The following is a 13,920-nucleotide window of genomic DNA, read 5'->3' as shown; positions in this document are numbered from 1 at the left end:
TCTATTCCTCCGATAGCCTGCTATTAATATAATCTGTTGCCGACTTTGCTATTCCTAAAGCCGGCAGACAGATATCCTTTAGAGAACACGCATTACATGCCTTGGAACGTTTTACCCTTGGAGTATATCTTCGTTCATAATACTGATGCATTTCCAGAAACATGTCTTTTGTCTTGTGTCGAATTTCTTCTGTAAATTCTACTATTTTTCTATGTCTTGTCTCACCATAGTATAAGTATCCAAAAGGAATCTGGCAGCAAAGCATTTCTTCCAGGCATAATGCCTGCGCCATAAGTTGAAGAATATCCACATCATTTTCCTTGGGCTTTCCCCGCTTGTATTCGATGGGAATTACTTCATACAGGCCATCCCGTCCAAATAATGTTATTCCGTCCTGAGAACGGTGGAATTCAACAACGTCACATTCACCGCTGATCCCCAATTCTCTGGAATATACTGGCATGCCTCTGCTGATAATCAGATCTCCTCTCTTCTCCGCATTTGTAGGATCATGTGCCTTCTCATGCAAGAGTTTTCCTTCAACAGTCCTCACATTTTCATCCCACTGGAGTTCTATGTAGGCAAGCGCCCATTGACGACGACAGAATGCGAAATGCTGGATACCTGACAATTGCAGGTAATCCTCTTCTTTATACAAATTCATATACCTCCGGTTTTACACAGTTCAGTTCTTCTAACTTGATGGAGTAGTCTTTAAATGATTTAGGCCTGTCCTCCAATGCCTCGATTTTTATGCTTCTATGGATTTGAGCAGTAGATACTGAGGGGGTCTTTTCCTCATGCTGCCACCAGTAGAGTCGGCAGACTTCCATACTTCCTTCCGGCCTTGCGGATGACGCGTCGTTTTCAAACAGGGTCTTCAGTGCCTCCTTTAAAAGTTCAGCGTCTTCTTGAGAAAATCCGGTTTTCTCGGCCAGTTGGACATTCACGCTTCCTTTTACCAGGTATAGGCCAAACCCTATTCTATGTTTGGTTCCCATGGTATCAGAAGCCTTGCTGTCTTTTCCTGCCTCACTGTTGACACTCTTCGTAATCTGCATACTGACAACATCCACTGGTGACAAGCTGACTGCCTGATGGATTGAAACAGGTCCTCGTATTCCCACAGAGACTTCGTCTCCTTTGAACGCGAATACTTGTCCGAACGTCCGAACGTCCAGCCATTCCTGACATGCAATCTGGGCAAAATGTTCCCTATCGGCTTTTTTCTTTTTCTTAATTTCATTATTTAATTCTTCACATCCTTCTGCCCGTTCCTTCAGGCTTGTATAACCATCGTCGGAACGGTCATCCGATTGGACAAATATTTTCTGTCCCATATCCTGGAACCGATTACGGATCTTTCTTTTAATACAGACATCTGAAATTTCCCCATAGCCTTCATAATTCTCTCTTGGACGATTTCCATTCAAAGGATCTCCATTCGGATTAGCATCTGTTGCTGAAACAAGCAATGCAAAATCAATTTTTCCTTTTAAAGTTGTCATTCTTTTTCCTCCTCCGCTTTTTTAGGCTTATATTTTAGTTCATAAGACTGGCTGTGATATCCCAGTAAATATAATCCTTCCAGCCTGTCATTATTAGTAAATTCTTTTTCATCGAACAATTCATAGATTTCATCAAGAGTCTTATTATAAGAATTCCGCTCCTTAATATCTAATTTTTGCAAATAGGGCTGTATACGCTCCTCTAATACCTTCCATGTCTGGTATGGATGCTGTGCAAATGCATTCATATATCTTTTAGCATTCGTCACTCTTTTCCCGTCTTCATCTTTGTCAAATGTACGGTATTCAATCCTGTCAGCCATTGCTAAAAGTCGTCCATACAGATAGTCTCTATTCCTGCTTTCCTCATTCAGCGACACTTTCCACTCCTCCTTTTCCAATTCCATTTTCTGCTTTTTCACCAGAGCGCATGCTATAGAAAGCACTTTTTCCCAATTATACCGATTATCATACGAAACTGGAGATGACGCCCTTTGTACCGCGGTATTTACTATATCTCTCGGCACGCGTCTCCTCTCAGATATGCAGGGCAAAAGCCTCTTGCATATTTCCGCATACATTCTTGTATTGCCTCCAAGGGAAAGAATTCCTTTCTGCTCCGTCCCGTACAGGGCTTCCGCAATATCTTTCACGCCTGCCATTCCAAAATAACGAAAGTTATGTCCGTCCTTATATTTTGACTGCAGCCATCTGCAACTGTCATGCCAGTACTTGATATTATCTACATACCTGCTGGCGGCAAACTCTTTATTTTCTACCATAGCAAGCCTTCCAGTAGTGGCTGCATCAAAGGCAAGAATCATAACTTTCGAGTCCGTCTTCAGATTCTCTCCATATCCGCGCATCGCTGCTTTGAACCTTGCCGCAGCCGCAGCTCCCGTCTCATATTCTTTTTCTTCTTGCTCTTCCTCCTCTCCCCATCCTTCATATTCGCTTTCCTGCACCTCCTGATAGGCTTCCTCAATCTTATCTGTATCCGCGCCCCAATCCGGAATCTGCTCCAGATTAGATTCCCAGATCACGATGCAAAGGTCATCCCAACTGTATCCTTGCTTACGTATAATCCATTTAAGCGCATTGTGAGCCTTTTGAGAAGCCTCATATCCTATAGCAAATGCTTCCGTTTTATCCGTAAATCTTCCTTTAAATGTATAATTGTCTTCATCATTTGAGGAAATAAGTTTCGCCCCGTCTCCTTCATTTCTGATTTTCTTAGGCTGAAGATAAGAAACTGGAACATTCTCGCCAGTAAGATAGCAGAAATCTGTCTGCGTTAATCTGGAACGGTGATACTTGATATAACTTTCCTGCAAGGTCCTATCCAGCCAGCACTCCGAAAAATACTTCCCGGAAGGATCGTTTAAAATATCCTGGCTTAAATCTGCTTTTTCTATGATACGAAATCTTACAAACGCATCTGCCTGTAATACAATCTGTATCTTTTCCTTTTCTAAAAGAACTCCTTTTTCATCTGTAATCAGGACTCCTTCTTCAACCAAATCAGACATGAGCGTCCCCTTGCCTAAATAAGCATAAAGCGCATCTACTTTTGGATGTGTATACTCAGACAGATGCCAGGACTTTAGGCCTTCTATGTAGAGTTTACGATTTTTGGAAAAGTCTTTTTTTCCATTCTTTACATATCTTGCATAATCTGCAGCCAGGTATTTTAGGTTGTCACAGAAAGGATGCGCCTCAACACCTGATGTCCGGATGCCAGAAGTCTCCGTCACAGGGATGATTGTCATCTTATCTTCATCCGGCACTCTTGACGCTCCCAGAAAATTCCCTTCGCTGTCAATGTCAACCGTAATCTGTGCTGCTACCGTCGTATGATATATTGGCAAAAGAACCAGCGGAACCTGCTCTGGTCCCTTTTTTCCCTGGCGTGTCTTATATTCTACTCTTCCAATTTTCTCTTCATTTTTCTCATATAAATCATACAATTCGCTAAACCAACTCAATGTCTTCCTCCTCCCCGTCAAATTCTCCAATGCCTGTAAAATTATCCTCTCCAAATATCTTTACTGTCATTTCCCTAATGTGTCTTTTTTTCACACACTCCTCGGGACGGGTAAATTCGATGATTCCCTTTTTCATGACCGGGTGCCAGAACCTCACAGTCATCTTTCCCTCATCTTCTGGAAGAACTGCCTCATCCGCATAAGTAATGCCATGATACATAAGCCCGTAGGACAAATCGCCCTCCTGGCTGTCATAATATCCTTCCCCTTCTCCAAACTCGCAGGGTACCACGTATCCCTGACATTCTCTTGTGCCCAGGAAAATATCCCTTCTTCCGCCTCGGCTTATCATTCGCCTGGCAATATTATGATGCTTATTTTCATTACGGTCCGATTCCAGTTCCGGCCTGTTTCTGTTCCATTCAAAATGTGCCCGTACCTGATAACTGACATCCTTCAAATAAGTATAATAGGATAAATCATTTCCCCCATTATAATTAATGGGACGGATAGCCTTTGTCTCCGTCTGGATTGGCTTCATAATTCTTACCGCATCGATAATCCAGACCAGCGTAGGCTTCCAGTACACGCTTTGCAAAATCCCTTTAAGCGCTTCATACGTGGGCACATGATAAGAACTTTTCTCCCCTCCTACGCGGGTCACGGGATCCGAAAACAACGCGTAGTCTCCATATACTTCAAATTCTACTGTATTGCGATACTTCACCTTCTCACCCCTTTTCTAAAAGTTTATAAATTCCATTCCCAGTGGTTCTTCTGAAACACCAGTTTCTCTACTATAATAGTTCTGACTCAGGACATAGACGGTTCCTCCGCATACGGATGTAATTGCATTTCCTAACTTCTGACGAAGTTGCTCGGATATACCCACCGTATATGGCTGAAGCCTTCGAAGCGCTTTCTTATGCTCTGCCAGCGTAGCATATTCGTCCTCAAGAACGGCTATCTGCTCCTCTGCTTTTTCATCATATCTAACTACGACATCTACCTTTCCATCTTCCAGTATCACTTCGAATACATCCCCCGCCGTTTTAAACGCCTGCTTTAACAGCAGATTCTTACTATCCTTCTTGGTTGTCTCTGACATGCTTTTCCACATCGTCCTGCTGGTGGATAGCAGGTCAAGCAGTGTAACATCCACTCCATTCACCGATTCCAAATATTCCATTTCCGGCATTCTCTTCTTTAGGTATATCTGATAATAGTACCGGATTGACTCCTCGGACGACAGACTATGATCAAATATTTCCGGATTCTTCCTGAATTGATTCAGCACTTCTGCCATGCTCTCCTGCATTTTCCGAATCTCCGCAAGTCTTTCTACATTTTCTAACTCGCTGCTTATTCCCACAATATAGACGTATCCCATCCCCGCTTCCCCATGCCTGTTGCATCGGCCTGCCGCCTGAATGATATTATCAAGGCCTGCCAGGGAACGTATGACGCACTTGAAGGATAGATTCACTCCCGCCTCAATCAGCTGAGTGCTGATACATATCACCTTCTTCTCATTTTCTAAATTCTCTTCCAGTCTCTTTAGTACATCCCTCCTGTGTTCTGCGCACATATTAGTGCTCAGATGAAATAATATATAATCCGATCCCTTACATTTTTTCTTGATCTCTTTATAAAGCCTTTCTGCACATTTCTTTGTATTCACAACGACAAGAACCTGTTTAAGCGTCTCCGCCTTGTCCCAGATAAACTCTTGTAATTCTTCTGCCGCAAATCCACTGCCTGCTCCTTTTGTAGCATCTATAATTTTCGTTCTTTTAAATGCCTCAGCATATTCTTTGGGACTGCCTGCCATGGATAGTGGCGGCAGCAGCCTGTTTTCATCCAGTTCATCAAATAACGGCTGCGTCGCTGAACATAAAACCACTGTTGACTTCCCAAATGCCGTCAGAAAGTTCACAGAAAGATTAAACAGTTTGGTAATCTTTACTGGTAAGGCTTGAACTTCATCAAATATAATCACACTGTTCAGAATGCTATACATACGCCTGATATTTCCAATTCCTGAGGCAAACAACGTGTTCAAAAACTGTACCGCTGTAGTGACTATAATCGGCGAATCCCAATTTTCTGTCAGGATTTCATAACGTTCCTTCTCCATTTCATCATCATGGATTACATTACAATGGTGCTCCAGAACAATTTCATCATTATTAATTGCCCTGCGTATTTCCTCCGCGTTCTGGTCTATTATACTCTGATAGGGCGCCACATATATGATATGTCTCTTATGATATTTCCTGGCATGATACAACGCAAAGCGCAGGCTGCTGAGCGTCTTTCCCGCACCGGTGGGCACCGTCAGGCGATAAAGCCTTTCTTCTCTTTCTCCGGCCTCCATACATTTCCGCGAGATATCCCTGCGATATTCATTCAGCCTTGATTCTGATTTTATGGACTTTAAATACTGTTCCAGATATGTAATGCATTTTTCCCAAATCTCTTGCATCATTTCATCACTTTTAGGATTGGGTAATTCTCTCTGCTCCATAAAACACGCCGTATCAGTCCTGTCTGCATCTACCAGCAGCGACATAATCGTCCTTTCATACATACCTAGGAAAAAATCTCTGTTTCCATACATATTTACGCTCAAATTCTTGCTACGAATAAACCCTAAAATCTCCTGGATAATACCTGCTACTTCCCGTTTTGCTATTAGGCCTCTTTTCTCCAAATCTTCCTTCTTTATATATTGATAATAACGTTCCTCTACATTTTGGGAATTCTCTTTTTTGGACAATCGCTCTTTAATGTAAATAGTGGATTTTTCAGATGAAAAGCAGTCATGCAAACCATGATGGCAAAATACCGCCATCTGTACCAGTACAGATAGATTTGTCGCAGGAAACATTTTTTCTATCAGAAATCCACCGCCTGTCGAGTGGTCTTCTTCCCCGCGACGCACTTGCTCTTCATTCATTGCTCTTCTGAGGTAATTTTGAACACCTTCTCTATATTTTCCAGCATCATGAAGTACACCACTAACCCAGGCGACAGAAGATAGGCATTTCAATGGGGAATTACTCATGGCAAGATAAGCCACATTAAGATTGTGCTCGGAAACGGATTGTATCTGTATAGCATTATTACTGCCTTTATAAAAATGTGCAATGTATGGATCGTTCATATTTACTTACTTCCTGTTATTTGTCAATTATTATCATTTTCTTTATTTTATCACACATTTTTGGCAATTAAAACAAAATATCCAACATATTGTCGGACACTAAATATAATTAATACCTAATTCTCATCATGTAGAACTGCTATCCCGTTTGATGATTATAACTTTATTGTCAGTTGGTCTTTCTACTTAATTATTATTAAATTTTCAACTCCCCTTCATAGATCACACCCTCCAGCTTCCGCACTGGCGCTTCTTTTTTACCAAAAAGTAAGACATAATCTTACATACTTCTCAAATACAAATATCGAATATTTCCATAAACGTTCAAAACTATAATATTTCGTTTTCTCTCTCCTTCCTCATAAAAGGCAACTTGGCAATATTGTTATTTATCTTGAGCATCCCCTATTTCAATCCTCTCTCCCTCTGCAGGGAGAGACGAAATCACAAATGGAAGGCTTGAGATAGACTTCATTTCAATCCACTCCCTCCTCGCAGAGGGAGACGAAAGATATATGAGAAGAACCGCAGGCGGAGGCCATTTCAATCCACTCCCTCCTCACAGAGGGAGACGATCATCTTCGCAAGGGAATATTTGGAAAAGAATATTTCAATCCACTCCCTCTTCGCAGAGGGAGACAGAAGGAAGCCCCTCAGAAGAAGTCAAACCCTTAATTTCAATCCACTCCCTCTTCGCAGAGGGAGACGAAAGAGCATCCTTTTTATAAAAATGCATATATATTTCAATCCACTCCCTCTTCGCAGAGGGAGACACATTTGAACTGCGAAAAAACGACCGAGGTTATATTTCAATCCACTCCCTCCTCGCAGAGGGAGACATAAGCCGTGGCAGTTTCCTGACATCCGAACTCATTTCAATCCACTCCCTCCTCGCAGAGGGAGACCCTAAAATCAGATAGTGCAGTGCAAGGCACGATATTTCAATCCACTCCCTCTTCGCAGAGGGAGACAAATAATCTCCTTGCATTCTTCATAAGCCATAATATTTCAATCCACTCCCTCTTCGCAGAGGGAGACTTCTCGGACCGGCTCTGGATGTATCAGGATATGCTCATTTCAATCCACTCCCTCTTCGCAGAGGGAGACAATGACCATGTATTCGCCGTCATCAACGCTTGTATTTCAATCCACTCCCTCTTCGCAGAGGGAGACAGCAAAAACGCACAAAAATACCTCTTGCCCACTTACATATTACACACAAAACCCACAATAACTCAAGCAAATCCTTCTTTAAAATTAATTTTTTCTAACCTTTTCTCCAAATTAACCCCTTTTTCCAGGTGCGAATCCCCCACGCATTTTATGTGCACTTACCATTCGCACCTGAACCATATTTCCAATTTCTTCAAACCAGTCCCAAGCCCACAATTATTTCCGCTTTTTCGCTATTTCGATCCAGGCTGATCCTTCCCACTCTATCGGAAACGTTCCTGGAAATTTATCTTTTATCCCCTTTTTTAATTCTTTTTGGAAATCATCATATTCTTCTTCCGACCATTTACTCCACGGCTTGGTCTTCTCATCAGAATATGGCCCCTTGGCAGGCAGTTCTACTTCTTTTCCATTTCGCACAATCATTTTTCTATTGGGAATTTCCATGTCAAACCCATAAGCCTTTTCACAATCTTTATATTTTTTAGAGGCGCTTTTTAGAATATAACTATCAACCGGAACATCAAGATCGCACATCAAAGTATCTATCTGATCTCCATATGTATTGCAAAAATCACACTTAGCGGCTTTCTCTTTATAGACAGCATGCAAGATATAGATATACTTCATTGTCATATTGACCCATTTCTGTGCATTTCCATATGAAAATGCCTTCTCTTTATTCCCTTTTTTGTTTATAAATATGACTCCTTCATAAAGCATGCATATCTCTTTACACATCTTTTGATGCCATGCGCTATATGATTCTGCCAGAACTTTATTGCTTAGCAATTCATCTACTGCTTCTTTCAATCTTTGTATTGCCTTATCCTTTATTTCTTTTGATGCATTCTTATTTTCCCCTTTCAACATAGCATTATAAGAGGCTTGCTGCGTTGCATCACTATACGCTCTCTTTACCGCGACATCAAGAATCTGCTCTCTATCTTCGCCATCCTCTAACGATATTCCAAAATAACTGAACATTAGAAAATCTATGGCATTTTCAAACCCTTTCCTTATCTCTTTGACATTTTTCACTTCCTTCAGCCAAGCCTTTCTTTTTATATTAATAACGATTTTCAAGATACGAAATAATTCTTAACTTAATCATACATCTTCTTACCGCTCAAATCCAATGCCATTTAACAAACGACCCCAGGGGGATTCGAACCCGCCGCTCCTGCCGTGAAAGGGCAGTGTCTTAAGCCACTTGACTATGGGGCCTCATCCGCCGGGCCTGCTGCCCGGCTTTCACTCAATCAATTCTAGAGCAGAGGAGCGCCTTCACGCCCCTTTGCAGTCATACATCTCATTTTGCACAATCAGGATATCGTCAATCGAAACCTGCAGCACCGCTGCCAGCGCCACCAAATTATCAATTGACGGCAATGCCTTCCCGTACTGCCACTTGTAGATTGCCTGTGGCGTCTCGAAGCCGAAGAGCCGCTGCAAGTCTTTTACCGTCAGGCCTTTCGATATCCTTAAGTTCCTAATGTTCTGTCCTGTTTTTGCCATGTCTATGACAGGCATCGTTATCATTTTATTTTCCTCCTGTTCCGGCTTCCAGCCAGAACAGTCACTGCTTTAGCCGTGCTCTAGTCAGAAGCCTTAAAATTATAGATTGGTTTTAATATTTCTATCACATCCACGGATTCCTGAATCACGTCTATGATGTCTCCCAAAGATTTGTATGCCATGGGTGCCTCATCCAAAGTCGACTCGTTTACAGACGTCGTATAGATTCCTTTCATCATCTCCTGATACTGCGCCATACACAATTTTTCCTTTGCCGTCCGCCTGGACATGACCCGTCCTGCCCCATGGGGTGCGGAATAGTTCCACTGCGGGTTGCCTTTTCCCACAGCGAGCACGCTACCATCATGCATATTAATGGGGATCAGCACCTTCTCCCCCTTATGCGCCGCAATAGCGCCTTTTCTTAGAATCATTTCCTCCACGTCAATATAGTTGTGCACGGTGTGGAACGTCTCTTTTGCCTGCAGGCCTGTTTTTTCCAGAAGAATTTCCGCGATCAGTTCCCGGTTATTCCGGGCAAACTCCTGGCAGATACGGACATCTTCCAGATAGTCTTCGAAATATCTTCCATACAGATAGCAAAGATCTTCCGGTATCAACAATTCGTGGTTAGCCCAGTGAAGTTCTTTCAATGCCGCCTGGATCTCTTTTCTTCTTCCCGCTGCCTTGTACTCTGCAATTAAGGCGTCTTTCTTTTGAAAATATTCCTCTTTTCCCTTGTGCAGGTCTACTGCCAGCTGCTGGTAATATTCTGCCACCTGCTTTCCAAGATTCCGGCTGCCGGTGTGAATGACAAGATACTTGGTTCCATCCGCTGCCTGGTCCACTTCTATAAAGTGATTTCCGCCTCCCAAGGTACCCAGGCTTCGCTGCAGCCTTTTGGTATCCCTGAGATTCCGGTAACACCGGAGCCTCTCCAGGTCAAAATGCGCCCTTCTCCCTTCCCACACGTTCATGCCCGAAGGAATATCATGAGCCGCTGCGTCAAGCTTCTTCATATCGATCTCATTATCCCTTAATTTCACCGTATACATTCCGCAGCCAATATCCACTCCTACCACATTCGGAACCGCCTTATCAACTATCGTCATGGTCGTCCCTATGGTACATCCCTTTCCTGCATGAACATCCGGCATAATCCGTATCTGGCTTCCTTTTGCAAATTCATAATCGCACATGCGGCGAATCTGCTCTATCGCTTCATCCTCAACCACCTTTGCATAGCAAATGGCTGTATTTACCTTCCCTTTGATCTCAAACATTTTCAACACCTCCTACATTTTCCCATGCTATATTTCCCCAAATGAAAAGAATCCTTCCTATAGGAAAATCAATCTCCTATGGCATAAAAAATACCGCCTATCCGTATAAGATAAGCGGTACCAGAATGCGATATGCCATCATGGCAAACTTACAGTCTTCCTGGACTCTGTCATCTTACCGGAATGCACTACAAAGAGACTCTGTCTTTCCTCCAGAGCATCCATGCGTTCACTGTTAAGTTGAAGATCCGCTAAAATCGTAATGTTCGCCATTTTCTTTTCCTTTCCCGGATTGCCTGTGTTTCCAAGCCTCCACTCTTCTATCTTTCGATGATATCCTTACTATAACACGCCTCCTGGCATTTGTCATTATACCCATAGTATAAAAATGCGTTTCGGGCCATAAGGCTGATCAGCATAATACACGCTGCCGATCCAATCATGATCCATATGATATTGCCGGAAAATGTGTCAAACAGGATTCCATACATCATCTGTCCCAGCGGCTGCGCGCATAATGTTATCGTCGCAATATAAGCCATAACCTTTCCCAGCAGTTCATTTGGCGTCTGCTGCTGGATCAGCGACAGGCTATAGATTGAAAAGATACTTACCAGAATCTGGACTCCGGCAACCGATGCCAGAACAATCAGATAGATCAATCGTACATTGTCAGCCAGGAATGCCAGCCCCATGGGAATCATGAAGGCTCCCACGGCAAACAGGTATTTGTACATCTGTGCCGCTTTCATATGCTTTACTCCAACTCCTACAATAATGCTCCCCAGTATTGCCATTGCGCCGCATACGCTTTCCGCGATTCCTACATGTTCCGCTCCCAGGCCCAGGACTGTCCTGACGATATAGGGAAGCCCTACATTGATCGTCCCCATTATAAAGAAACCGACTACGGATACGGCCAGAAGCATCCGTAATATTTCGGGCTTATCTTTCGTGATAAAGCGGATACTCACTTGGAAGTCTTCCTTTATTACTGCCGTCCACTTTTGGTTTGTTTCCTCCCGATGGTAGGGCAGTCGGATAAATACTTCTAATACTGCCGTAAGGAAAAAGAATCCTACGCTGACAGCCAGCACAGGCCTGAGACCAAAGATCGTATAAAGAGCGCTGCCAAGAAATGGCGCGATCAGCCCCGCAAGCGCAGCCACCTGGTTGACAGCCGCATTTGCCCGTATAATATTGTCTCCTTCCTGCATCTGAGGCACCACGGCCTGGACGGTCGGCGATTCAAACGCTCCCAGAATAGACAAGACCGTTAGAACACAGCCAGCCATTACGACAGCGTTGGACTCGTTGATCAAAAGTACCGTTACAAAAGCCGTAATACACGACAGAAAGTCCAGGCCCACCATGATATTCCTCCTATTTGCCCTGTCTGCCAGTATTCCGCCAAAGGGCGATAGCAGAATCGTAGGGATCATAGATACTGCCAAAAGACCGGCGAAAATTGATGCGGAGCCAGTTAACTCCAAGATGTACATAGACAGTACAAACCTCAATATCGTATTGGCAAATAAGGAATTAATCTGTCCCAGGATCAGGAAAATAAAGTTTCTGGTAAATAATTTTTCTTTTTTCATTCATTCTCTCCTTTTTATACATTCAGCATGTATGTATATGTGTAAAATAAAATTGCCCTTTCAGGCAACTTTATTTTGAATCACTCAGCACCTTTTCCATCTGCTCCATCAACTCATCGTCAATAATCGGTATTCCCATGCTGTCCGTAACCTGCCGCAGCAGCTTAATCCGCAGAATTCCTTCCTCTTCTTCATAAGGAAATACGCTTGGTATCATCCAGAAGTTAACCAGAAATGTCAAAATCTCCGCCGTCTGCTTCGGATAATCTGTATGAATGGAGCCATCCTGAATCCCTTCTTCAATCAATTCCTGGAATGCAGGCATGACTATGTCCCGGTTGCTTTCGATCTGCTCCGCGAGAAACTTGGGATTATCCAGCAGGGGAATACTTTCTATGCTTATCTTCCGGTAAGCGGTATCTTCCATAGAGTCTTCAATGATCTTTTTCAGTTTCTGCAGACCATTCAAATCCTGATTCCGCTTCACCTTTTCAAAGGGATTATTTTCATAGAACAGCCGCTCCGACAGCACGCTCATCACTTCTTCCTTCGATTTGAAATGATGATAGAACGCCCCTCTTGTCAATCCTCCCAGATGATCCACAATATCAAGGACGGTTGTATTCTCATAGCCTTTTTCCAAAAACAGTTTCAACGAGACATCCAATATCTTTTCTACCGTTTCTTCAGGATATTTATTTCTCGGCATATCCTCACCTCTTTTACATACACACTGTATGTTTACAATAGCATAGAATGATATTCTCGTCAATGGGCGCTTTTTAATTATTTTTCCACAACCGACAACCATATCTCGCAATCAAAATCATTGCAATATACATCATTACTTGGATATACTTCTATGCACATGCCGCCTGATGGCTGGTATTTGCTGGTTGGAAAGAATTCCGTATAAACTCTCTTCCACAACTTCTGGAATACTTCCGGCATAGCCCCTGTACACGGGAATACCACCCAAGTATTAGCTGGCACCTCTTCCACCGTCAGCCCTTCTTCCACGGCTCCGCCTGAGTACGCTGTTCCTATAGCATAATCAAAATCTCCTTCATTTGGATTGTCAAAGCAGATTCCTACAATCGAGTTCCCGAAAATACTCTCGGTATTCACATACTTGCATAACTTCCCGATGGTTCCGTCTTTCTGGCAATTTTCCCATGTAGCATGGATATTTTGCTGGGAAATCTCCCCTCCCCCTTCATATCTTGCCCTCTTTGCGATAACCTTGAATGCTTCCTGTTTCTCAATCCTGTAATCCATCGTTGTTCCTCCTTCTAATACTAGTTTTAGGAAAACCTTGGAAAACGATTTGAGATTTCCTTTTCCGGTCTTAGCCTGTAGCGGCGTAATTCCGTGAAACTTCGTAAATGCGCGGCTGAAGCTTTCCGGACTTTGATAGCCATACTTTAATGCGGCATCAATTACCTTGCAGTCCCCGCAGGCCAAGTCATTCCCGGCCTCAGACAGCCTCCGGTTGCGGATATATTCCCCTACGGAATATCCGCAGATAATATGAAATACCCTCTGAAAATGAAAATTAGAGGAATATGCCTGCCTGGCAATCTCCGTATAGTCAATCTCCTCATCCAGGTGTTCTTCAATATAGTCTATCGCTTTTTGCAGCCCTTTCATCCACTCCATCGTTCTCCTCCTTTCCATAAGCCAAGT

General features: G+C 43.0%; 11 protein-coding genes, 1 tRNA gene and 1 CRISPR repeat array. All 12 genes read right to left on the bottom strand.

Annotated elements, in window-relative coordinates:
* Position 1 precedes the first annotated feature (1 nt).
* Positions 2-664: a CRISPR-associated protein Cas4 gene (gene cas4, locus K0036_RS02315; protein ID WP_220430637.1), complete on the bottom strand. Its 663-nt coding sequence runs from the start codon at positions 662-664 to the stop codon at positions 2-4.
* Positions 651-1,508: a type I-C CRISPR-associated protein Cas7/Csd2 gene (gene cas7c, locus K0036_RS02310; protein ID WP_220430636.1), complete on the bottom strand. Its 858-nt coding sequence runs from the start codon at positions 1,506-1,508 to the stop codon at positions 651-653. Before cas7c ends, cas4 begins: the two co-directional genes overlap by 14 nt.
* Entirely contained in the window at positions 1,505-3,493 is a 1,989-nt protein-coding gene (cas8c, locus tag K0036_RS02305; protein WP_220430635.1) for a type I-C CRISPR-associated protein Cas8c/Csd1, read from the bottom strand. Before cas8c ends, cas7c begins: the two co-directional genes overlap by 4 nt.
* A complete protein-coding gene (gene cas5c / locus K0036_RS02300; RefSeq protein WP_220430634.1) occupies positions 3,480-4,220 on the bottom strand; it encodes a type I-C CRISPR-associated protein Cas5c in 741 nt (246 codons plus the stop codon). The genes cas8c and cas5c overlap by 14 nt, the downstream gene beginning before the upstream one ends.
* Positions 4,221-4,235: 15 nt before the next feature.
* Positions 4,236-6,659, bottom strand: a complete 2,424-nt coding sequence (gene cas3, locus K0036_RS02295; RefSeq protein WP_220430633.1) for a CRISPR-associated helicase Cas3' — start codon at positions 6,657-6,659, stop codon at positions 4,236-4,238.
* Positions 6,660-7,132: 473 nt separating this feature from the next.
* Positions 7,133-7,832: a CRISPR direct-repeat array (repeat unit 33 nt; unit sequence ATTTCAATCCACTCCCTCTTCGCAGAGGGAGAC).
* A 216-nt stretch (positions 7,833-8,048) separates the two neighbouring features.
* Complete coding sequence (locus K0036_RS02290) at positions 8,049-8,918, bottom strand: hypothetical protein (RefSeq protein ID WP_220430632.1); 870 nt, start codon at positions 8,916-8,918, stop codon at positions 8,049-8,051.
* 67 nt (positions 8,919-8,985) lie between these two features.
* Positions 8,986-9,059: transfer RNA gene (locus K0036_RS02285), tRNA-Glu, on the bottom strand.
* Positions 9,060-9,119: 60 nt separating this feature from the next.
* Positions 9,120-9,374: a helix-turn-helix domain-containing protein gene (locus tag K0036_RS02280; RefSeq protein ID WP_173693485.1), complete on the bottom strand. Its 255-nt coding sequence runs from the start codon at positions 9,372-9,374 to the stop codon at positions 9,120-9,122.
* Between the two features lie 56 nt (positions 9,375-9,430).
* Positions 9,431-10,639 carry an RtcB family protein gene (locus tag K0036_RS02275; protein WP_220431261.1) on the bottom strand — a complete coding sequence of 403 codons (1,209 nt, stop codon included), beginning with the start codon at positions 10,637-10,639 and terminating at the stop codon, positions 9,431-9,433.
* A gap of 314 nt (positions 10,640-10,953) precedes the next feature.
* The gene (locus tag K0036_RS02270; RefSeq protein ID WP_173693484.1) at positions 10,954-12,234 is read right to left on the bottom strand and encodes an MFS transporter; all 1,281 of its coding nucleotides are present in this window, start codon (positions 12,232-12,234) and stop codon (positions 10,954-10,956) included.
* A 70-nt stretch (positions 12,235-12,304) separates the two neighbouring features.
* Positions 12,305-12,943: a TetR/AcrR family transcriptional regulator gene (locus K0036_RS02265; protein ID WP_025645628.1), complete on the bottom strand. Its 639-nt coding sequence runs from the start codon at positions 12,941-12,943 to the stop codon at positions 12,305-12,307.
* Between the two features lie 77 nt (positions 12,944-13,020).
* Positions 13,021-13,893, bottom strand: a complete 873-nt coding sequence (locus tag K0036_RS02260; RefSeq protein WP_025645630.1) for an AraC family transcriptional regulator — start codon at positions 13,891-13,893, stop codon at positions 13,021-13,023.
* Positions 13,894-13,920: the final 27 nt, after the last annotated feature.

Origin of the sequence: [Clostridium] scindens (assembly GCF_019597925.1) — a bacterium.
Classification (GTDB): domain Bacteria; phylum Bacillota; class Clostridia; order Lachnospirales; family Lachnospiraceae; genus Clostridium_AP.
Note: the sequence above shows the minus strand (reverse complement) of the source record. Positions and strands in the feature narration are given on the sequence as shown.